We start from the raw sequence: 23,293 nt of genomic DNA on the forward strand, positions 1-23,293 counted from the left end.
GTCATCAAGCTTAACGTATTTAATAAAGCCTTTAAGAATAACTCTTAAAGGCTTTATTATTGTAAGGCAAATATATTTGAAAATTCTTCTTTAATGTAAGCGCGATATTTGTTGTCTGGTTTGTTGGCAATTAATTGCGCGAGCTCAGTGCCAATGGGCGTAAACTTATAAAAAGATAACAAAGCATTATTTTTTTTTGGTGTAAGGTTAAAGGGTTCGCCATTGTAATCAAAATGTAGCGTGTCCCCTTTTTTTAATGGGGTTGTTTCTGTTTCTTGAATAAAGATTAGATGGTTATCTGCCAACGTTAATAATTCAGCATAAGGTAACCCGAAAGCCGAAAGGTTGATAGGATAATGACGATTACCCGTAAAAAAATTAATAATGCCGGGTGTTTGAGAGGCGCCGGAAATAAGACGCATGTTTTTACGATGGTTGTCACTTACTGCCAAACTGCATGCTTTGGCTAATAGCTTCGCTTCATGTATGCTCATCGTGCGAAAGGTTTGTAATGACTTTAACGAAAAGCTACCTGGCGATGATATTTCGCCTGCGAGTATTTTGGCCCACAAATCTTGCATGGTTTTATTACTAATATGCTCAGCTAACTCAATAAAGCTGGCAAACCAGTCTTGATCAACTCGGTCGGTCACCTTGTCACCAGCACAATATGTTACGGCACGCTGAATGATACTTTCCATGTTTTGCTGTTTACGCAACACGGTGGTGCGCTCTCTTTTTTTGCACCTGTCTTCAAGTGGCATTTGTTTTTCAATGGGCAGTAAAGAACCGTCAATAACAAATTGTTTGGCTAAACCCAGTAGTTGCATTTGAGAGGAAAGTTGATTGGTTTGCTTGTTTTGTTGTTGATGCTCTGTGGTCGTAACAATTTCAGCGGTATTTTCAGCCTCAACGACTACTGGTTCAGTAGAAGGTGTTTTTGTAACTTTCATCTTTATTGCCTCATTTACGTAAAGAGCGATTGACAAAACTGATAAAACTGCCGTTAATAATAGAATAGGTATATTTTATCTTGGCAAAAATTCATGTAAAACCTTTGGTTAGTATTACTGGCGCGCATAAAAATGTCTATGGCTATTTTTAATTCGTCATTAAACACTTGTTTAACAGTATATTAACATCTTAGAAAATGTTGATAATTATCTCATTGTTTTATTGAATAATCTGTCACTCACTTTTATTATGTAAGTGATAGCGAATAAAATTAACAATAATGTACTAGTGTCTATCGCTAGGTTTTCAGTGAGCTAATGGCCACTGATTAGAGGGAAATATGCAGGCTTCCGAAGAAACTAACGACGATTTTTTGTTTATCGATGATAGTGATGAAGATGAGATTGTTGAAGACGCAAGTATAGATACTTGGAAAGTCTTAATTGTAGATGATGACCCTGAAATACATTCAGTTACACAGCTTGCATTATCAGATCTTATCGTACTAGGTAAACGTTTAGAGTACATACACGCGTACTCTGGTAGAGATGCTTGCCATTTAATAGAACAACACGATGACATTGTGCTGGTGCTACTAGATGTGGTTATGGAGACTGACGATGCTGGTTTAAGTGTCGTCAAACATATTCGTGAATCGTTAGCACGACAAGATATTCGCATTGTACTACGCACGGGGCAACCTGGATATGCCCCCGAAGAAAGTGTTATTAAAGATTATGACATTAACGATTATAAAACGAAAACAGAGCTGACTCGTCGAAAACTAGTTACTACAGTTTATGCCGCTATTCGTTCTTATCAACAAATCGATACCGTCACTCAGAATCGTCAAGGATTAGAAAAAATTGTTGGTGCTGCTGCTGAGTTGCTCGAACTGCATTCTGTTTATGACTATGCCGACGGTGTTCTAGAACAATTACTGCCCTTAATTGACAGCAAGTCAAGTCTGTTTTGTGCACGAGGTCAGGGTATCGTAGAAGGTGCAGATGATCTCAGTCTTTATGTATTAGGGAAGTCAGGCGGTTCTCCTGTTGAGAAAAATCAGAAGATTGAGTCAATAGTTAACCCTGAAATTCAACAAGCGATTAAAAACTGCTTTCAACAAAAACAACATCAATTTAGTGATAGTCATGCCTGTTTGTATCTAACCAGTGGTGGTTATCGTGCAGTGATCTTTCTGGAACTAATGGGGGATTTATCTGACATTGATAAACAATTGGCAGAAGTTTATTTAACCAATATCTCGATAGGTTATGAAAATGTTCATTTATTTCAAAAACTACGAAATGCTGCATATAAAGATTGGCTAACAGAACTGCCAAATCGATTAGAATTTGTTAATTTACTTGACGACTTTGCTCAAAGCCAAGATAGCGGACTAGTTGCCGGGCTTATTGATATTAACCACTTTAGTGATATCAATGATGGCTTAGGGCAAGATTTAGGCAACCAATTGTTAATGTCGGTTACCACCCGAATGAAAGCCTTTGGTGGACCATGTCAATTTGCACGTATAGGGGCTGATGTATTTGGTATAATTGGGCCTAAAAATATTGTAAATCCTGATGAATTGAGTAGGTTGTTTGATCAGCCTTTTTCGGCAGGCGAACAGCATTTGCCAATAAGTGCCACGTTTGGTTTTTGCGAGAAAGAAGACGCTGGCCCTCGAGGTGTAAAAGTATTAAACCAAATTAATATTGCCCTGAATTTAGCGAAAAAGAACAATCAACAACATTTTGCTTATTATAAACAAGCGATGGAAGACAAAACGCTTTGGCGTCTTGGCATGATCCGTCAATTAAGAACAGATTTTGCTGATAACCGTTTAGAGCTTTGGTATCAACCACAATTAAGTTTATCTACAGGCAAGGTTACTGGTGCAGAAGCGTTATTAAGATGGCGAACAGCTGACGGAAACTTTATTTCACCCGCAGAATTTATTCCGCTTGCTGAATATTCTGGGTTAATTATTGAAATTGGCGACTGGGTGATCAATCAAGCATGCCAACAAATAAAAATTCTTGAACAACATTCTTATGATCAAGTTGGTATTTCCGTTAATGTTTCAATTCCGCAATTTAAACGCGTAGATTTTGTTGCACGCATCATTGCTGCGATCAATAAACATCAAGTACATCCTAGAAAGTTAGAACTAGAAATTACAGAAAATATATTAATGGATGAACCTCAAGTCGTGGTTGAAGCGTTGAAAGAATTAAAAGCCGAAGGAATTAGCATTGCACTGGATGACTTTGGCACAGGTTATTCATCGCTTAGTTACTTAAAGCAATTGCCGCTTGACCGTTTAAAAGTCGATCGCTCTTTTGTTAATGATATTACTAAACCTGGTGAATCTATTATTGCTGACACCATCATTAATTTAGGCAAACAACTCGACTTGAAAGTGATCGCCGAAGGTATAGAAAGTTTAGATCAAGAAACCCATCTTAAAGCGCAAAACTGTGACGAAGTTCAGGGGTTTTACTACGCGAAGCCTATGCCAGCAGATGAATTTTTAACGTTTTTAGAGAGTAATAAATAGTTCTATACGGGCGAAACTAAACAGATTCTTTATAAAGTAATGAGTATCAATGTTTAGTGTGTCGATGAATTTTATAAAGTTGTAGTGGTATCTAAATCACTACAACTTTTTCATTTTAAGGAAGATTATTTTGCTTCCTGCCACTTTAATTCAATACCTTGGCGTGGGTGACTTGGAATTAAATGCGACAATACTAAAGAGCAAAACGCAAATCCTGCACCAATATAAAAAACCCATGAAGAATTAACAATCCACACTAAACCAAGTAATGCTGGTATCACAACTGCTGCAATATGATTAATGGAAAAGCTTACGCCTGAACTAGCGGCGATATCTTCTGGGGCCGCTATTTTTTGGAAGTAGGTTTTTATTGCAATTGCTAAAGCAAAAAACAGGTGATCTACCACATAAAGTACTGCTGCGAAGGTGGAATTTTCAACTAGACCATAAGCTATAAAAAGTGTGACTAAACCACAGTATTCAAATTTTAGTACGCGTCGTTCGCCAATAATACCGATTAACTTGCCTATTTTCGCAGCAAATAACCAGTTGAATACATAGTTAATGAGAAATAATGCACTAATGTCAGCGACACTATAACCAAACTTTTCAACCATCAAGAAGCCGGCAAACACCACAAATATTTGTCGCCTAGCACCACTAAAAAAGGTTAAGGCATAAAATAGCCAGTATCGCTTACGCAAGATCAGTTTTTTATTTTGCTCTACATGCATTGGAAACTGTTTAAAGGCAACCGCTAAATAACAGGTTAATAGCAATGCAATTCCACCGAATAATGTATAGGTTGCTTTATAACTCCAAGAAAAATGTTCCATCAATAACCAAATACTACTAAAAGCTAATAATGATGCTGCCGATTTGGCAGATAACATTTTGCCCATAAAATGAGGCGTGTTTTCTTTTTTTATCAACTGTAGAGTGAGGGATTGATTGATAGTTTCAAAATAGTGGAAGCCAATAGACATGATCACAGTGGTGATATATAGCCCCATTGTTGTCGGAAAGTAGCCGGTAATGGCAACACCAAAAGCCGTTAGGCCTAAAGCGATGATGGCAAAGGTTTGCTCCTTTAAAAATATCAGTACATAAATTGCTGTAAAGGCAAGAAAACCAGGTATTTCACGTAAGCTTTGCAATATGCCAATTTCTTTTCCGGTAAAAGCAGCTTTTTCAATAACAAAGTTATTCAATAATGCCATCCAAACGGAAAACACTAGAGGCATAATAAAAGCCATAGCCAAAAGCAAATACTCTGGACGATTATATTTAGAGGGTAACTGCATGGAGGTTCCAAGTTTGAGGAGCTAATGGCTCAAAGCGTTATTTTAACGTTTACCGCGATAAAAACGCACATTTTTATTGGTTATTAATTTTACATTCTGTAACAATTAGTGTCTATTGATAAAAGCTATTATGTTTTTTTCTCGGTATATTTAAAAGTAATATATAACAATAAGATAGGAAACTATGATTGCGCTAAATAATGTTTCTCGCGTGTATGGCCATGATGCCTCAGAAGTTATCGCGTTAGATAATGTTTCTTTATCAATTAATGATAACGAATTTGTTGCTGTAATGGGGCAGTCAGGCTCAGGTAAGTCAAGTTTAATGAATATTCTTGGTGCATTAGATACACCAACGTCCGGTGAATATTTACTATCCGGAGACAGCATTCAACATATGGATGATGTTTCATTATCCCAAATACGCAATCAAAAAATAGGTTTCATTTTTCAAACTTTTCATTTATTACCGCGATTAACTGCCTTAGAGAATGTTATTGTGCCTTTGAGGTATTCACAATATACCGCTGAACAAGCGATTGCTAAAGGGGAAGCCATGCTAGCGAAAGTTGGCTTAACCGATAGAGCACATCATAAGCCTTTTGAAATGTCAGGTGGTCAACGCCAACGTGTTGCTATTGCACGTGCTTTAGTCAATGAACCGCAGGTGATTTTTGCCGATGAACCTACCGGAAATTTAGACAGTAAAACATCGTATGAAATTATGGATTTGTTAGTGTCTTTGCATCAATTAGGGCAAACCATCGTATTAGTGACCCATGAAGAAGATATCGCAGCTTATGCACAACGTGTGATCAGAATGCGCGATGGTAAAATTATAGAGGATACATCATGCGTTGTTTGATATTGGTTTTAACCCTAATGGCGTCACATGTAATAGCACAAGAAAGTATGTTGCTTTCGGGGCGGGTAAAAGCAAACGAAAGCCAAATGTTTTATTCCCCTAAAACAGATAATTGGCGAAGCCAAGTCCAATGGATGCTGCCAGAGGGAGAAGTGGCAAAGGAAGGTGATGTGGTCGTAGTGTTCGATAGTGGCTCGATACTTAGCAACATTGAACAAGCAGAAACGAATTTGATAGTCGCCGAAGATGAGTTACATCGTGTTACTTCAGAGGCTACTCAAAATCTTTTGGAAGCGCAGCATCAAGTGAAGCGTACAGCCTTACTGTTAGAAAAAGCAAAAATTGATGCGGGCGTTGGTGAACAGTTTATTAGCCAATTTGATTATGAAAAAAATCAGCTAGATTATGAAAAAGCATTGATTACACATGCAAAAGCAAAAGACAATTTAGCACAAGTAAAAATCACCAATAAAGTGAATGTAACCAAGAAAAAGCTTACGATTGAAAAACACCAGCGCACGCTATCGTATAACCGATATAAACTTAAACAAATGAGTTTAAAAGCGGAACGAGAAGGCCCTGTAATATATGGTTCTCATCCGTGGAATGGTGAAAAAGTCTTTGTGGGTATGACAGCTCAGCCTTCTTGGAAAATTGCTGAAATTCCGTCTTCAAAAGGTATGTTTATTGAAGCATGGTTACACGAAGTTGACTATAGAAAAGCATCAAAAGGTAATACTGGTAAGCTAGTTTTTGATGCTTACCCTCAGCATCAATTTACAACATCATTATTAAATATTTCAACGCAACCAGAGGTTCGTAAAGAGTGGGGTGAGGATGTTTACTATCGCCTAATGTTCGAACTGGCTGAAAAACCGCAGTTTACTTTATTGCCAGGTATGAGTGTGCAAATTGAACTTGCAGGAGAAAAATCGTGAAATATTTATGTTTGATTGTTTGTTGTTTATGTTTAATAGCCTGTAGTGAGAATGAAACTAAATTAACGGTTAAATCGGCGAAAACGACAATGATCACCGCAAGTGGCGAGCTTGAATCTAAAACCTCAGCATTAATCGCACCGCCATCTGTTGGCCATATGTGGCAATATCAAATTAAAACCCTTGTACCCGATAATAGCAAAGTAAAAGCAGGCCAATTGCTAGTCGCTTTTGATGATAAAAAAGTGACTGATCGTTTGATTAATCAACAAGCAAAGCTGCAACAAGCTAAAAAAGAGTTAGAAAATAAACAAAATAGCGAGCAAGAAAAAGAACAGGAATTAATTCTCGCCCTAGCAGAAAAACAGATGGAGTTTGATAAGTCGCAACGACGCATCAGTATTGTCGATAACAGTCAGTCAGATAACGACAGAAGAAAAGCGCAAATAGATTTTACCATTGCTGAAAGTGATTTAGAGATGGCAAAAAAACGCTTGGTGTACCATCGTAAAAATTCGGTAATGAATTTAAAGCGTTTAACCGGGAAAGTAAACCGGATTACCTCCAAGGTGAACGCCTTATTAGCTGATAAAGAAAAGCTGAAAGTGAAAGCGCCAATCGATGGCATGGCGATATACCGCGCAAATTGGCAAGGTGAAAAGCCTGCGGTAGGTGAAAACATTCAATTTGGCCAACCAATTATCGAGCTTTCAGTGCTTGAAGAAATGCAAGTACTTGCACAAATCACCGAGCCAGACAGCGGCAAAGTCAGTGAAGGACAAGCGGTAAAAATACTGTTAGATAGCGCCAATGAAGTGTCTTATGACGGAAAAATTGCGGAAATGGGCAGTGTATTTCGCGACAAATCTCACCAAGATAAAACTCGGGTAATCGATGCAGTGATTTCACTAGATGATATCAATTTGAAAGTGATGCGTCCTGGTATGAGTGCACGAATTGAAGTGCTACCAGCAATTAGTGCCGCAAGTACAACAGGAAGCGAATAATGAAAAAAACAATACTGCTTATGCTGACACTTCTTGCGGGATGCAGTGAGCCATCAAATCAGCCTTTGTTATATACCGTTAAACAGAACAAATTCTCTATTCAAGTACCAGCAAAAGGAGAGCTTTTTGCTGCAAAAGCAACGGTGATTAATGCGCCGATATCACGTAGTGGCTCACAAGTACTTGCTTGGTTAGCTCCTGAATATGCGTTTGTAAAACAAGGAGAAATCATCGCTAAATTTGATGGTGAGGTGATGACAAAAAATAAAGAGGCTAAGCTTAATGAGCTCAACATGACGCTACAAGATATACAAGATAAATCTGGCCAGCTCAATAAAGAGTTAACCAGTATCAATAAAGATATTACGTTAGTGGGTGAAGAAAAGACCTTTGCTGACAAATTCGCGATAGACGATGAACGTATTTTATCAAAACTTGAGATATTAGAATCAATGCAAGACAGCCAATACTTGGGCACTAAACAAGAATATCTTGAATGGAAGGAAGGCAACTTTAGCGAAAGTTCATCAGGTGAAATGAGTTTACTAGAAATGAAAAAAAACCAGCATCAAACCAATTTGAATATGCTAAAAGATAGCCTTTCGAAACTTGAAATTAAAGCACCGCATGACGGCATGATTGTGTACCAAAGTAATTGGCGTGGTGAAAAATCGCGACCAGGACAGATGTACTGGCCAGGTCAAAAAATTGCAGAATTACCCGACATTCAAGAAATGAAAATTAAGCTTTTTGTTGCTGAAAAAGAAGCGATTGATTTAACTAAAGGAGCGCCTGTTAACTTTTTATTAAACGCAGACGTGAGTAAAAGTTTCAAAGGTACCGTTGAAAGTATTTCAACATACCCTAGCTCGATAGAACGAGGCGATCCGCAAAAATTCTTTGAAGTGATTGTCACTCTAGAGAAGCAGCAACCTTCGATGTTTGTGCCAGGTAGAAAAGTAACTGCTACGATAATCATTCAACCTCCCGAAGAAAAGTTGATAGTGCCATTACAAGCGGTGTTTTCAAAAAACAATGAACAATTTGTTTGGTTATACACACAAGGAAAGTTTAAAAAAGCACCAGTACAACTCGGACAAACAAGTTTAAGCCACGCCGTGATTGAGCAAGGCTTGACCTCAGGACAAGAAATCTCGCTTGTTGAAAGGGGAGAAAGTTAATGAAATATGTTGCGATGTTTTATGACACTCTAGCCGAACTTGCCCAGCATAAATTGCGTACCTTGCTGACATTACTTGGTATGGTATTCGGTGTTGGGGCGGTGATCGCTATGTTAAATATTGGTGAAGGCGCTGAACGTGAAGCCATGAAAATGATCGAAACTATGGGGCTTAGAAATCTCATTGTCGACAGTAAAACATTCGAAGAACAAGAGCTTAAAGAGCAACGAAAGCATTCTTCCGGGTTAACGATCCGTGATGGTGAAATCGCATTAGCATCATTACCCTTTATTGAAGCTTTTAGTGCGCAAAAAGTGATTGAAACGTATACGATTTTTAGTGCTGACGGACAATCGAAAGCCGAGGCTGTTGGAGTAAGTCCAAGCTATTTTGATTTATCTAGTTTAACGGTTGCACAAGGTCGTTTATTAACGAAACAAGATCACATCGAATACAAACAAGTGGTTGTGCTAGGCAATAATGCCGCAAAGCAACTTTTTCCACAATCTGAAGCCCTAGGTCAACATGTTAAAATTAACCACTTATGGTTTAAAGTTGTGGGCGTTATTTATAACCCAATGTTAAAAAAATCAGAATTTCAAGGGGTTAAATTAGGCAATGAACAAGATCAATTATTTATCCCGTTAAATACTGCGATTTATAAATTTAAACGTAAAAAGCTTTCTAGCGAACTCTCTAGTATCAAGTTTAAATTAGTAGAAGATGTTGAACCTACACTTGCTGCGGCATCAATCGAACATTTATTAACAAGACGTCATAATGATGTCGACGATTTTGAAATGACTGTACCCGCGCAATTGCTTGCACAACAGAAACAAACCCAACAGATTTTTAATATTGTTATGTCATGTGTTGCTGGTATTTCTTTGCTTGTCGGTGGCATTGGCATTATGAACATAATGCTAGCAACGGTATTAGAGCGCACGAAGGAAATTGGTTTATTGCGTGCTGTTGGCGCAACGCAAAAAGATATTCAAATGCAGTTTATGGCAGAAAGCTTTACTATTTCTATTTTAGGTGGCTTGATTGGTGTCGTGTTTGGCATTTTACTTTCTGAAGCAATAGCACTTTATTCTGATTGGGCAGTCTCTTGGTCGTTAACAGCGATCATATTGTCTTTTTCTATCTGTGCGTTAGTTGGATTAACCTTTGGTGTCTATCCGGCGATTAAAGCCTCGCAGCTTGATCCTATTGAAGCATTACAAAGTGACTGATAGTTAACATTCTAAAGCCGAAAGTAAAATATATCGCGCATCACTTTTGATGTAATGTGCTGCGCGATACCCTGCAGACCTTCCTCGATTAAAAATTGCTAGAACACCGCTATATTAACCATGTTACTCGAACACTCACTAAGCACCATTTGACGTGTTATTGCGGTAATAAAACACATAATTAAAACGCTTGTTTAAAAAATTTGCTTTTCATTTTCTTTCAAGGCACACTCATTCGACTATTATTAGAATACACACGTTTAGCACGGGTTGAACTTTGGCGTATATTTATTAGAACACGCCTTAACGTTAGCCCTTTTTATTTCAATATGTGAGGAGACTAGGCATGTTATTTCAAGGCAAAAGCCTTTCTGCCGAACTACTGGACGCCGGTGTTGTAGAATTTAAATTCGACGCTGAAGGTTCAGTAAATAAGTTTGACCAGGAAACCTTTAAAGAATTTATTGCAGTGATTGACGCGATAAAACAATGTAAAGACGCCAAAGGGGTATTAGTAACGTCGGCAAAATCCAACTTTATTGTCGGTGCTGATATTACTGAGTTTCTAGAAACATTTAAAAAGCCGGTAGATGAACTTATCCCGTGGATTAAACATGGTTCAGATGTGTTTGATGCTTTTGAAGATTTAGATATACCAACGGTTGTTGCCCTTAATGGTTTTGCCTTAGGTGGCGGTTGTGAAATGTCATTGGCCTGTGATTATCGTATTGCAGATACAACGGTATCAATCGGTTTGCCTGAAGTTAAATTAGGTTTAATGCCTGGTTTTGGCGGTACCGTTCGTTTACCTCGGGTAATTGGTGCTGATAATGCGATTGAATGGATGTCGACAGGTAAAGCATTTAAACCTGCGCAAGCATTGGCTACAGGTGTTTTAGATGCCGTTGTTGAACCAGAACAATTACGTATAGCTGCACTTAGTACCTTGCATGAAGCAATTGCTGGAAAATTAGATTGGCGAGCAAAGCGTCAACCTAAGTTATCTCCGCTGACATTATCAGCAACAGAGAAAGTGATGACGTTCAATACATGTAAAGGCATGGTTGCGGCTAAAGCTGGTAAACACTACCCTGCACCAATGGCGACGATTAATGTCATTGAAGCTGCAGCTGATCTTGATCGTAGTGGTGCGATGGCGCTAGAGAATGAAGGCTTTGCCACACTTGCTAAAACAGAAGCTGCAACGGCCCAAATAGGGTTATTTCTTGCAGATCAAGTGGTCAAAGGTAAAGCGAAAAAAGCAAGTAAACTAGCGACTAAACAAGTAGATCGTGCCGCTGTACTTGGAGCCGGTATTATGGGTGGCGGTATTGCTTACCAATCGGCGTATAAAGGTACGCCAATTGTGATGAAAGATATTAATAATGAAGCGCTTGATTTAGGTTTAAGCACGGCTGCCGGCATATTAACCAAGCTAGCCGATCGAGGTCGTATTAATGCCAAAAAACTTGCAGATGTGCTTAATAACATTACACCGACCTTAAGCTACGAAGGGGTCAAAGATGTCGATATCGTTGTTGAAGCGGTTGTTGAAAACCCTAAAGTAAAAGGTATGGTGCTTGCTGAAGTGGAAGCAGCAGTTGCTGAAGATGCTATTTTAACTTCAAATACTTCAACAATTTCTATCGATTTACTTGCGCAAAGTGTTAAACGAAAAGATAAATTTTGTGGCATGCACTTTTTCAATCCTGTACATAAAATGCCGCTTGTTGAAGTGATACGCGGTAAAGATACCTCAGATGAAACCGTTGCAGCAGTAGTTGCGTATGCCGCGAAAATGGGGAAATCTCCTATTGTCGTTAATGACTGCCCTGGGTTTTATATTAACCGTGTACTTTTCCCATACTTTGCCGGTTTTAGTCAACTTGTGCTTGAAGGTGCTGATTTTACCGCCGTTGATAAAGTGATGGAGAAACAATTTGGTTGGCCAATGGGCCCAGCATATCTACTAGATGTGGTAGGCATTGATACAGCTGATCATTGTACTGGTGTTATGTCTGAAGGCTTCCCAACACGCATGGCAAAAATTGAAAATGACCCAGTGAGCAAACTATATCAAGCAAATTGTTATGGTCAGAAAAATGGTCATGGTTTCTATGATTATGGTAAAGATAAGCGTGGGAAACCAACGAAAGTTGCTTCTGAAAATGCATATCAGTTATTTGCCGTTGAAAAGAAAGACTTTACCAGTGAAGAGATAATTGCTCGTCTAATGGTGCCAATGGTAAATGAAGTGGTGCGCTGTTTAGAAGAAGGCGTTGTTGGTTCTGCCGCTGAAGCAGATATGGGCTTAATTTATGGCCTAGGCTTCCCGCCATTTAGAGGTGGTCCAATTAGGTATTTAGAAACACTGGGCTTAACTAATTTTATCGCAATGGCAGATAAATATGCGCATTTAGGTGAGATTTACCAAGTAACAGACGGCCTACGCAATATGGCCGCTGAAGGTAAATCATATTTTTCCACTGACGTTAAAACTGCCTAGGAGAAGAACATGAAAGAAGTCGTAATCGTTGATTGTATCCGTACGCCAATGGGGCGTTCAAAGGCTGGTGTTTTCCGAAATACACGTGCTGAAACACTTTCTGCACATTTAATGCAACAGCTATTAGTAAGAAATCCAAATTTAGATCCTAATTCGATTGAAGATATTATCTGGGGTAATGTTAAACAAACCAAAGAGCAAGGTTTTAATATTGCCAGAAACGCACAATTGTTAACAGATATTCCTAAACATGTTGGCGCTGTTACAGTAAATCGTTTATGTGGCTCTTCAATGCAAGCATTACATGATGCTGCAACGAATATTATGGCAGATCAGGGCGATGTATACATTATAGGTGGTGTTGAGCATATGGGTCATGTGCCAATGATGTATGATGTTGATTTTGACCCTGCCTTAAGTAAATACATTTCACGTGCCGCCGGTAATATGGGGCTAACAGCCGAGTTACTTGGCAGACAACATGGTGTGACACGTGAACAACAAGACGCCTTTGGCGCACGTTCACATCAAAAAGCACATGAAGCAACGATTGAAGGTCGCTGGGCAAATGAAATTGTTGCCACGCAAGGTCATGACGGTATAACAGGCGCGCTTACCTTGATTGAGCACGATGAAGTTATTCGTCCAGAGACAACGATTGAAACATTGTCAGGATTACGACCGGTATTTGATCCAGCTAATGGTACGGTAACTGCTGGTACTTCATCAGCATTATCCGATGGTGCGTCAGCTATGTTAGTGATGTCGGCGGAAAAAGCAGCAGCAATGGGCTTAACACCACGAGTTAAAATTCGAGGTATGGGTGTTGCGGGTTGTGATCCATCTACTATGGGTTTTGGTCCTGTTCCTGCTACGAAAAAAGCGTTAAAACGCGCAGGTCTTACTATTGAAGATATTGAGCTTGCAGAATTTAACGAAGCATTTGCCGCACAAGCACTATCATGTGTCAGAGCTTTAGGCATTGAAGATAAAATGGATGACATGATCAACCTAAATGGTGGTGCAATTGCTTTAGGTCACCCACTAGGTTGTTCTGGTTCAAGAATATCAACTACCTTAATTAACTTGATGGAAGGTAAAGATGCAAATATCGGTTTAGCAACGATGTGTATCGGCTTAGGTCAAGGTATAGCAACGGTGTTTGAACGGGTGTAATACCTCTAGGATATAAATGTGAAGCACTGATATGGGAATTAGTGCTTTCGCTAGCCTTTTTTATTGCTGGGTTAAGATGATCAAGCATTTTCTATTTTGCTATAGATACACGATCAGTTTTAGCATGCCATGGAGGCACCTATTACCACATACTTTCTGTTTGATATTTAACCATAAGTTACGGTTTTTATTAGTAAATTCAGTGTCAGGTTTGTTTACACTCTGAACAAAATAAAGTAACAATAAAAAACTCATCTTGTTTAACTGTCTGAAAAATAGTTATTTTATTTTGTTGGTTCGATCTTTGCTTAGTGCTGCTCAGAAGTAATTATTTAAGACAGGAATGTAATAGAATGAAAAAATTTATCGCGACAGCCGCAGCGCTAATGATGAGCTTAGCAGCAAATGCAACGCTTATTACAGAATCGTTCACAGGTAACTTTGATAACGACGAAAGTCGTTTTTATATAAGCTTTGACGTTGCTACTGACAATTCGTTAGTTGAGTTAACGAGCTGGGGTTATGCTGGCGGCGTAAATGCAGAAGGGACTACTATTGCTGATGGTGGTTTTGATAGCCAATTGTTCATTTTTGATAGCCTTGGCAATCTTCTTGAATCTGATGACGACGATTCTAGTACTGTATCAGCATCAAGTGGTCTTAGCTATGACGCCTATATTTCAAGAACGTTAAATATAGGCTCATACTTTGCAGTATTAACGCAATTTGACAGCGATTACCTTTCAGGTGATTTGGTAACAGGTGAATGGTCTTTATCAGGTACTTCAAATTTTGTCGATTATGGTAACAATACAAGAACATCTTTTTATGCCTTTGATATTTCAGGTGAGAACCTAGAAAATGTTGGCGGTATTGGTCATGACACAACACCAGTGACAGTACCAGAGCCAGGTACTATAGCTTTGTTAAGTTTAACGTTATTAGGTTTAGTGACTCGTAAAAAATTAACTAAATAAAACGTTATATATGTATTGAGCCTATCACTCTTTGGATAGGCTCAATATGATAAGGTTATTTAGGCTCTTTAATCATCCATTTAAACATCATACCTACGCTTGGCTCCTTGCCGTACATAGTCATACCCATTTTAAACATTCTTGCTGCACCTGATCTTAACCACGCGGCTAAAGCAATACCTAATACTAACGATAAAAGTGTATGCCATAGCGGTACATCGATTAGCGACATTTTTACTGGCATAGCCACAAATGACGTCAGTGGTAAGAAGCTTAACATACTCATCGCCCAACCAGACGCATCATCCATGGTCATAAAGACTAAAGCGACAGGTACCAGTGGCAGTAACATCATGCTGGTTTTGGCACTATGGTTCGGATCATCAATAGCAGCAGCAACAGCCGCGATAAATGCAGTACTGATGTAGATCCCCAAAAGTGAGAAGATAAACAACCACGGTATAAACGACCAATCAATCATCGCAAGATCAAGGCTTTGTTCGTTTATCACTACTGCCATAAAAGCATAACCAAGCAAACCGGTAATACCAGCGGTGATCATCGCTTTAATCGCGTGGAGTAATTGGCCTAGAATCTTACCATCTATCCAACTCTGCGCGCTAATACATGAATATAACTGCTCTGTTACTCGTTGTTGTTTTTCACCGGTAATACTTGCAAAGAGTTGTCCGAAAGAGGTAAAAATTCCGACAGCCATGAGAACAATCATCACGATTGCAATAGTATCGCTAACCTCATCATCAGATTTAATTGCTTGATCAGCGTACTCTTGCGAAATAGAAACAGGTGTTTGTAGCAGTGCTAACTGATTAGGCTGCAAGTTTAACTGTTGAGCAATAGTTTGACGGTATTGATTCAATATTTCCGTATTCAAGTTACTATGCCAACTTTGCTTATCATTTACCGTTAGAATGAGCTGCTGCTGTTCACTTGGTATTTTAGGGCCAATTGCGATAACAGCGTCATATTTACTGTCTTCTTGTTGCAACAATTCGTAGGCTGAAAGTGCTGTACTATCAACATATTCAAATTTAAATTGTCCGGAACTTTGTAAGACAACGCTTTGACTTGTTAAGGCTATTTGATAGATCGTAACGTCATCATTTTTGACTACCTGCCAAAAGTACACCATTGCAGCAATGGCAATCATGATCAGCTTTGAAATAAGTTCCTGTTTCCATTTGAAGAAATGCATGAACTCCCAACAGGTAACGAGCCATACTTGTTTTGATTTGTTAGGCTTCATGTGAAGTTTCTCCATGTTGTTCAATTGCATCGATATAAATTTGATGTAGATCTCTTTGTTGGCATTGAATAGACGATAGCGCACCAAGTTTTGTGAGTTTATCGGTCACTTGGTTTAATTGATCCTTTTCTGCACAGACAACTTGTAATTTCGTATTGTTTATTTGTACAACATCGTCATTAGGAAAAAGCTCAGTAATTTTTTCTTGATCAATTGCATGTACATAACTCGCGACAACGAGATTATTACTGCCTAATTGCTGTGTAATTTCTCCTAAGGTGCCATAGAAAACGGCTTCCCCTTTGTTCATCAGTAATATACGGTCAGCAATTTTTTCAACCATGGCCATTTGGTGGGCACTAAGTAGTACTGTCATACCAAGCTTTTTCAATTCATGTAAAAAGGTAACTACTTTTTCTTGGTTGACCGGATCTAAACCTGAAAAGGGCTCATCGAGTATGATCCATTGAGGTCGATGAATAACAGCGGAGATCAGCTGTACTTTTTGCTGATTCCCTTTTGATAATGATTTAAGTTGATCGCTTTTACGCTCACTTAAGTCAAACTTTTCTAACCAAAAAGCTGCCTGCTCCTTTGCCTCGCTTTTTGTCATGCCATTTAATTGTGCGAAGTAGCAAATGTTATCGATAACGGACTTCTCCGGATATAAACCGCGATCTTCTGGTAAATAACCTAATGCCCAATTGGGTATGGCGTCATACTCCACATCGTCTATTGTTACACTAATTTTGCCTGCATCTGGTTTTGTAAACCCGGTGAGCATTTTGACTAAAGAAGATTTACCTGCGCCATTAGGGCCTAATAACGCGAATATTTCTCCGTGATTAACGTTAAAACTTAAGTGATTTACTGCTTTTACAGTAGCGTACTGCTTCAAGACTTGGTTGACGAGCAACTGCATAAAAATCCTTGTTCATAGTTATGTCGTCACTTAGTCGCTACGAAAAGAATTTTATTACAATCAATTAACGTTATTTTTTAATTTGGTAGTAGTCGACTTGGCAATCAATTAATTGATCTTTATGGTGATATGTTTTTACGTAATCCATACCTAACTTTTTCATCACACTAATAGATGCATGGTTGTTTTCGTCAGCAATAGCGCTAAAGGTGTTGTTGCTTTTTAATGCTTGCATTATCTGCTGTGCAGCTTCTGTTGCGTAGCCCTTACCCCAAGTGTGTTGAAAGAAGCGCCAACCAATTTCTAGGTTATCAAATTCAGGGTTATCTGAAAAAAAATGCATCGGTCGAATTAAAATCCAGCCTAGGTAAGAGTTATCTGCTAATAGGTTGACTTGCCATAATCCCCAGCCTTTTTCTTTATTACGGTAAGCTTCCATTCTTGGTATAAAAACGTGTTCAATTTTTTCCATTGACGATACTTGCCCGCCAGTTATAAATTTCATAACTTCAGGATCTTGATCGAGCTGCCATAATAACTGTTTATCGTTTTTATCCATTAAACGAAAAGATAACCGTTCGGTATTGTCAATGTTCATTATCGTTGCCTTGAAACAAAAAACTCAGCATTTGCTGAGTTTCTAAAAAAATAATGTTAACTATACGCTTAAGAAAAAGATTCTTGTAGTGGCGGCACCACTTGTTTCTTACGCGATAAAACACCATCTAACCATACTCTACCGTTAGTTGATGCTTTTCCATATGCCTTATTAGTTAACTCAGCATCGTCACTGACGACAAGTACTTCTGAACCTTCTTTCATAATGTCGGTTAATAATAACAATACACTATGACGGTTACCTTCGGCTTTAAGTGCTGCTATATCAGCTTCAAGTTCAGCTTTAATATTGTCAAAAATAGCTAAGTCGATAACTTCTAACTGTCCAATACCAACTAAGTGGCCGTTCATGTCAAAGTCTTTAAAGTCGCGTAAAACAAGGTCGCGTATGGGGGTGTCTTCAACCGCTGATTTTACTTTAAACATTTCCATGCCAAGTGCTTGTGGGTCGTCAATACCTGCAATTTCAGCCAAAGCTTCAACACATTTAATATCAGCAGTGGTGCATGTTGGTGATTTGAAAATAACCGTATCAGATAAGATTGCACACATCATAGCGCCAGCGATATCTTTTGGAATAGCGATGTCGTGAAAATCATACATCATTTTGATTATGGTGTTAGTACAGCCAACTGGACGTATCCAGCATTCCAATGGCGTAGATGTGGTAATATCGCCAAGTTTATGGTGATCAATAATACCTAAAATAGTGGCTTCATCAATGTCATCAGGGCCTTGTGTGCGTTCTGAATGATCAACAATATATAAGCTTTCCCCAGCATAACTTAGTTTAAGCTCGGGCTGTTCAAAACCAAATTTATCTAAGATGAATAGTGTTTCAGGCGATAATTCACCTAAACGGGCGGGTACAGTATGTTCACCAAGTTCGGTTTTTAAATAAGATAAAGCAATTGCTGAACAAATAGAATCTGAGTCAGGGATCTTGTGACCGACAACATAATTGGGCATAAATATTTCTCTGTCGTAGTGAGCGATTAAAACGTTATGGGTATTTTAGCAAAATAATGGAAACAAAAAAAAGCCGCTTAAGCTATAAGCGACTTTAATCTTGTTATATCTGCTTTTATTGAATGATTAACTTCTACGAATACGTGCTAATCCAAATAAAGCTAAACCAATCATCGCAATTGTACCTGGCTCTGAAACGGTTGCAGAAATTTCTCTGATTAACTTACGCTCAATACCCGCTTGAAAATCAGCAAATGTAGCGGCGTGTAGATGAAAGGCGTTAAAACCACCGATTACACTGCCTTGATAGTATGTGCCAACACTTGCGCTACCAATAGTAATACCGTTAATGGTATCAATACCACCAGCCAATGCATCATCTCGTGCCGTTGTAACACTGACACCATCATTATTTGTGCCATCACCCGATACATCCATTACTTGACGGGCGGCATCAAAATCGTTTGTATCAAATAATGTTGCGCCAAAGGTAATTGCTGAGCCGATAGCGGTAGAGCCGCCAAATGCTCGAGATAATAATGCTAATTGGTCGGCAAAAGCGATGGCATCTGCTGCGGTATCAATCAGTGTCCAATCAACTTGCACGCTTTGCTGACTTGATCCTGACCACTCAAGGTATTGTACAGCGATCTTACCTTCAGTGCCGGCTTCTATTGCCGCGTGCACACTGGCAGAGCGAAACGCTTGTTCATAGCCTTGAAGTTGTAATGCATATTCACCTGAATCAACACTACCTGATACATCGGCGAGAAGTTGTAATTCTAGATCTACAATAGTATTTGCTTGCGTACTAAATGCCGTGGCGGCAAAAAGTGCTGATGTTAATAATTTTTTAAACATGTCCTTATACCTTAATTAATATTAAACTCAGCTTGAGTGAGCATAATTTATACCAAGGTTATTTTTTGTCTATTTATTAGTCAATTAAAGGTTTGGTGTGACGGTTAAAAATCAATATTGTAAAAATATCTGACACATAATATTAACAAAACGTACATATTTTCTGATCGCAAATGCAACGAGATGTTAAAGGTATTATTAGCTAATTGCCGCCGTAAACATTTACGGAGCGGCAATTAACAATGGTGCAAAATGAGTGTTATTGATAGTAACTTAAGCAGGTGTTCACTTCTTCTTCTGAGCCCATAATCACTTCAACACGTTGGTGAATATCGTCAGGTTCAATATCCATAATACGCTCTTGAGAGGTCACTGCTAATCCGCCGGCTTGTTCAATAAGGAAGCTCATAGGGTTAGCTTCATACATTAATCTTAATTTAAAAGGCTTTTTAGGATCTTTATTGTCTGCAGGGTAAGTAAAAATGCCACCTCGCGTTAAAACGCGATGAATATCACCCACCATGGCAGCAATCCAGCGCATATTGAAGTTTTTCCCTCTAGGGCCAGTGTCACCCGCTAATAAGTCTTGAATATAGCGTTGCATTGGCGGTTGCCAAAAACGTTGGTTCGACATGTTTACTGCAAATTCCTGCGTGGTTTTAGGTACTTGCACATTGCGTTCAACTAATAAAAAGCCGCCATGAGTACGATCTAATACATAAAAATGCGTTCCTTTACCTGTTGTCATGACTAACATGGTGGAAGGGCCGTACAATACATAACCTGCACATACCTGTTTAGTGCCTGCTTGTTGGAATTGTGCAGCGTCTCCTGCTGGTACATCATCTCGAGCTTCGTGTATTGAAAAGATGGTACCGATTAGCGAATTAATATCAATATTTGAGCTACCGTCTAATGGGTCAAACGACACAATAAATTTGCCGTTTTCATCACCTACGACAGAATGCTCCTCTTCTTCAGAAGAAATTGCGCGAACAAAGCCTGACTCAAGCAAAATATCCTTAATTAATTCATTGGCAACTACGTCGAGTTTTTTTTGTACTTCACCTTGAATATTTTCATCTAACGTTGAACCCATTAACCCACCAAGGTGAGCTTGGCTGACACGAAATGAAATTTCCTTTGTGGCGGCTAAAATGGTTTTTATTAGGGAAATAAGGTCTAATGGCACATTATCTTCACGTAAAGCAGGGGCAAGTCGTTGCATTGTAATACCTAATTTTTTACAGTATGGGTGGTTAAATTGTATAAAATGTACTTTTTATTTATTTTTAAGCGCTTGATGAATTTGTTTCGTGTCATTTAAGTCGCTTTTAGCGTAGGCGTTAATTTCGCCTATTCTCACTTGATTATAACAATAAAACGGCGTCGCTTTGTAGGTGTATTATCTATTTAAGTATGACAATGCTGTTGATAGAAGAGAAAAAAATGAAGCCATTAAACATTGTATTTATTCTACTGTATTGTTTTGTTTTTACTGCGGTTGCTGCTGATGAGTTAACATCTTTTGTTGAAGACAAGCAAAAGCACCAAGGTTTTTTTACCTTTTATTATGATGATGCATCAGGAAAGGTATTTTTAGAGGTTGCACAACAGCAATCGTTTTTATTCCAAAGTGCAATGCCGCACGGTGTTGGTTCTAATGATATTGGCCTTGATCGAGGGCAGTTAGGCCAAACTCGATTAGTTGCCTTTGAACGAGTGGGTGATAAAGCTCTATTACGACAGCGTAATACCTATTACCGTGCAGATAGTGATAATGAACTAGAAAAAAAAGCGGTTGAACAAGCGTTTGCAAGTGCGGTTATTTGGGGATTTAACGTTGTTGCTGAAGGGAAACAACGTTACCTTATTGATTACACGCCGTTTCTTTTATCTGATATTCATAAATTATCTGCAACGTTAAAGGCACGTAAACAAGGTAACTTTTCTATTGATAATTCTCGAAGCGCCTTTTATGCACCAAGAAGTAAAGCGTTTGAAAAAAACACTGAATTAGAAGCCACGGTTACTTTTAAAGGTACTGGTGCTGGCCAATATTTAAAGTCGGTTACACCAGACAATAATGCGCTAACGGTCAATTTTCATCATTCATTAATTGCCCTGCCCGATGATCAATATACCATGCGAAAATTTCATCCGTTCAGTGGTTTCTGGGCGCATAAATTTGCAGATTATGCCTCTGCGATCGAAGAGCCTTTAGTAAAACGCGTTATTAACCGTCATCGATTAGCGAAAAAACAGCCATCAGCCAAGCTAAGTGAAGCGGTCGAGCCTATTGTTTATTATTTAGATCCTGGTGTACCAGAGCCGATAAAAAGTGCATTAATTGATGGCGCAATGTGGTGGGATCAAGCCTTTGAAGCTATTGGCTATAAAAATGCCTTTCAAGTGAAAATGTTACCACCAGATGCCGACCCAATGGATGTACGTTATAACGTTATTCAGTGGGTTCATCGAGCAACAAGAGGATGGTCTTATGGCTCTTCAGTGGTAGATCCCCGTACTGGAGAAATCATTAAAGGTCATGTTACGTTAGGCTCATTAAGAGTGCGTCAAGACTATTTGATTGCTTTAGGACTAACCTCACCGTTTAGTGATGCAAATACAGATACCACCGAAATGAAAGAAATGGCGTTAGCGAGAATTCGCCAATTATCTGCACATGAAGTAGGACATACCTTAGGCATTGCTCATAATTTTTCTGCAAGCAGCAATAATAGAACATCTGTGATGGACTACCCGCACCCTAATGTTCGTTTAAATCAAGGTAAAATAGACCTTTCTAATGCCTATGATGTTAATTTGGGTACGTGGGATAAACATGCTGTAGCCTATGGGTATCAAGATGTTGAGCCTAAAAAAGAGCAGCAATATTTGGCAAGCGTGATAAAAACAGCACAAGAGAAAGGGCTGCAATTTATGTCAGACGCTGACGCTCGTCCTCAATCCGGTGGGCATTCAACAGCTCATTTATGGGATAATGGTCAAGACCCCGTTGCAGAATTACAACGCGTGTTAGACATAAGAGCAGTAGCGTTAAAAAATCTTGGGATAAACACTATCCCGTTAGGCACTCCCCTATCTGAGCTAGAACAAGCATTAGTACCAATCTATAATTTTCACCGTTACCAAGTAGAAGCAGCGGCAAAAATAGTCGCAGGTTTTCATTACACATATCAGGTGCGTGAACAACCTTTTGTTAATACGCTAGGTATCGTTGATGGCCAAAAGCAGCAAGCGGCGATAAGCCAGTTATTAACGACGTTATCTCCGAACATATTAACGTTGCCTAAACATATTGTTGAACTTATACCGCCAAAAGCATATGGCTATAATCGAGATAGAGAAAGTTTTGCCAGCCAAACAGGACTAGCGTTTGATGCAATTTCAGCAGCACAAGCAAGCGCAAAACATACGATAGATCTATTATTAAATAACGCGCGTTTAAGTCGTTTGGCGCAACAATCTGCCTTAGATGATAGCGTGCCTTCAGTCGCTAATTTATTGTCCCAATTAGTCAATAAAACGATAAAGCAGCCCGTTGGCAAAGGTCATGACATGTTAGTGCAACAACGGGTAAACCGTCTGGTGATTGATAAGTTGGCACAGCTTTGGCAACAAGAATCAGTAGTGACAGAAGTTAAATCGCAAATCTTTGTTACGTTAAAGTCGGTTGAACAGTGGTTGTCAGCACAAATTGATAACACGACTGACCATGCTTTGTCTGCACAATATCGTTTGTTATCAACGCAGATCCCATTGTATTTATCAAATAAGTTAACGGTTAAAGAAAACCGTACCATTAAGCTACCGCCTGGTTCGCCTATTGGAAGTTAACAGGTAAAAGAAAAAGCGGCTTAAACGGAAGGAAGTTATTTAAGCCGCTGTGCGTATTGCACAAAATTTTTAATGGTTACGTAAACTGC

Annotated in this window: 18 protein-coding genes; 10 read left to right on the plus strand and 8 right to left on the minus strand. The window is 38.9% G+C overall.

Annotated elements, in window-relative coordinates:
- Window positions 1-56: 56 nt before the first annotated feature.
- Window positions 57-953 carry a TIGR03899 family protein gene (locus tag Q4489_RS01930; RefSeq protein WP_303476334.1) on the minus strand — a complete coding sequence of 299 codons (897 nt, stop codon included), beginning with the start codon at window positions 951-953 and terminating at the stop codon, window positions 57-59.
- 341 nt (window positions 954-1,294) lie between these two features.
- Between Q4489_RS01930 and Q4489_RS01935 the strand changes: the two genes are divergently transcribed.
- Window positions 1,295-3,517, plus strand: a complete 2,223-nt coding sequence (locus Q4489_RS01935; RefSeq protein WP_303476337.1) for an EAL domain-containing protein — start codon at window positions 1,295-1,297, stop codon at window positions 3,515-3,517.
- A gap of 125 nt (window positions 3,518-3,642) precedes the next feature.
- On the opposite strand, the gene Q4489_RS01940 is transcribed toward Q4489_RS01935, so the two are convergent.
- On the minus strand, window positions 3,643-4,821 hold the full coding sequence (locus Q4489_RS01940; RefSeq protein ID WP_303476340.1) for an MFS transporter: 1,179 nt from the start codon (window positions 4,819-4,821) through the stop codon (window positions 3,643-3,645).
- Window positions 4,822-5,005: 184 nt separating this feature from the next.
- On the opposite strand from Q4489_RS01940, the gene Q4489_RS01945 reads away from it, so the two are divergent.
- The 8 genes from Q4489_RS01945 (at window position 5,006) to Q4489_RS01980 (ending at window position 14,706) form a co-directional block, all read left to right on the plus strand.
- Window positions 5,006-5,686 carry an ABC transporter ATP-binding protein gene (locus tag Q4489_RS01945; RefSeq protein ID WP_303476342.1) on the plus strand — a complete coding sequence of 227 codons (681 nt, stop codon included), beginning with the start codon at window positions 5,006-5,008 and terminating at the stop codon, window positions 5,684-5,686.
- On the plus strand, window positions 5,674-6,624 hold the full coding sequence (locus tag Q4489_RS01950; RefSeq protein WP_303476344.1) for an HlyD family secretion protein: 951 nt from the start codon (window positions 5,674-5,676) through the stop codon (window positions 6,622-6,624). The genes Q4489_RS01945 and Q4489_RS01950 overlap by 13 nt, the downstream gene beginning before the upstream one ends.
- On the plus strand, window positions 6,621-7,631 hold the full coding sequence (locus tag Q4489_RS01955; protein ID WP_303476346.1) for an HlyD family secretion protein: 1,011 nt from the start codon (window positions 6,621-6,623) through the stop codon (window positions 7,629-7,631). Before Q4489_RS01950 ends, Q4489_RS01955 begins: the two co-directional genes overlap by 4 nt.
- Window positions 7,631-8,812 (plus strand): efflux RND transporter periplasmic adaptor subunit, encoded by a 1,182-nt coding sequence (locus tag Q4489_RS01960; protein ID WP_303476348.1) that lies wholly within the window; start codon window positions 7,631-7,633, stop codon window positions 8,810-8,812. The genes Q4489_RS01955 and Q4489_RS01960 overlap by 1 nt, the downstream gene beginning before the upstream one ends.
- The gene (locus Q4489_RS01965; protein ID WP_303476351.1) at window positions 8,812-10,047 is read left to right on the plus strand and encodes an ABC transporter permease; all 1,236 of its coding nucleotides are present in this window, start codon (window positions 8,812-8,814) and stop codon (window positions 10,045-10,047) included. Before Q4489_RS01960 ends, Q4489_RS01965 begins: the two co-directional genes overlap by 1 nt.
- 346 nt (window positions 10,048-10,393) lie before the next feature.
- On the plus strand, window positions 10,394-12,553 hold the full coding sequence (gene fadB / locus Q4489_RS01970; protein WP_303476353.1) for a fatty acid oxidation complex subunit alpha FadB: 2,160 nt from the start codon (window positions 10,394-10,396) through the stop codon (window positions 12,551-12,553).
- Between the two features lie 9 nt (window positions 12,554-12,562).
- Window positions 12,563-13,729, plus strand: coding sequence for an acetyl-CoA C-acyltransferase FadA (gene fadA, locus Q4489_RS01975; RefSeq protein WP_303476355.1), 1,167 nt, complete (start codon window positions 12,563-12,565; stop codon window positions 13,727-13,729).
- 353 nt (window positions 13,730-14,082) lie between these two features.
- Window positions 14,083-14,706, plus strand: coding sequence for a DVUA0089 family protein (locus Q4489_RS01980; RefSeq protein ID WP_303476358.1), 624 nt, complete (start codon window positions 14,083-14,085; stop codon window positions 14,704-14,706).
- A 55-nt stretch (window positions 14,707-14,761) separates the two neighbouring features.
- Here the strand turns inward: Q4489_RS01980 and Q4489_RS01985 are convergent, their stop codons facing one another.
- The 6 genes from Q4489_RS01985 to Q4489_RS02010 form a co-directional block, all read right to left on the minus strand.
- On the minus strand, window positions 14,762-15,973 hold the full coding sequence (locus Q4489_RS01985) for an ABC transporter permease (protein ID WP_303476361.1): 1,212 nt from the start codon (window positions 15,971-15,973) through the stop codon (window positions 14,762-14,764).
- Window positions 15,963-16,895, minus strand: coding sequence for an ABC transporter ATP-binding protein (locus Q4489_RS01990; RefSeq protein WP_303476364.1), 933 nt, complete (start codon window positions 16,893-16,895; stop codon window positions 15,963-15,965). The genes Q4489_RS01985 and Q4489_RS01990 overlap by 11 nt, the downstream gene beginning before the upstream one ends.
- A 70-nt stretch (window positions 16,896-16,965) precedes the next feature.
- Window positions 16,966-17,493, minus strand: coding sequence for a GNAT family N-acetyltransferase (locus Q4489_RS01995; RefSeq protein ID WP_303476366.1), 528 nt, complete (start codon window positions 17,491-17,493; stop codon window positions 16,966-16,968).
- 68 nt (window positions 17,494-17,561) lie between these two features.
- Entirely contained in the window at window positions 17,562-18,482 is a 921-nt protein-coding gene (locus tag Q4489_RS02000) for a manganese-dependent inorganic pyrophosphatase (protein WP_303476369.1), read from the minus strand.
- Window positions 18,483-18,608: 126 nt separating this feature from the next.
- Window positions 18,609-19,343: a DUF1194 domain-containing protein gene (locus Q4489_RS02005; RefSeq protein WP_303476371.1), complete on the minus strand. Its 735-nt coding sequence runs from the start codon at window positions 19,341-19,343 to the stop codon at window positions 18,609-18,611.
- 259 nt (window positions 19,344-19,602) lie between these two features.
- Window positions 19,603-20,571, minus strand: coding sequence for a class 1 fructose-bisphosphatase (locus Q4489_RS02010; RefSeq protein ID WP_303476374.1), 969 nt, complete (start codon window positions 20,569-20,571; stop codon window positions 19,603-19,605).
- Between the two features lie 221 nt (window positions 20,572-20,792).
- Here Q4489_RS02010 and Q4489_RS02015 point away from each other — a divergent pair, with 221 nt between their 5' ends.
- Window positions 20,793-23,204 carry a zinc-dependent metalloprotease gene (locus Q4489_RS02015; protein ID WP_303476377.1) on the plus strand — a complete coding sequence of 804 codons (2,412 nt, stop codon included), beginning with the start codon at window positions 20,793-20,795 and terminating at the stop codon, window positions 23,202-23,204.
- The last annotated feature ends 89 nt before the right edge of the window (window positions 23,205-23,293 follow it).

The sequence above is a fragment of the Thalassotalea sp. 1_MG-2023 genome (assembly GCF_030546745.1).
Lineage (GTDB): Bacteria > Pseudomonadota > Gammaproteobacteria > Enterobacterales > Alteromonadaceae > Thalassotalea_C.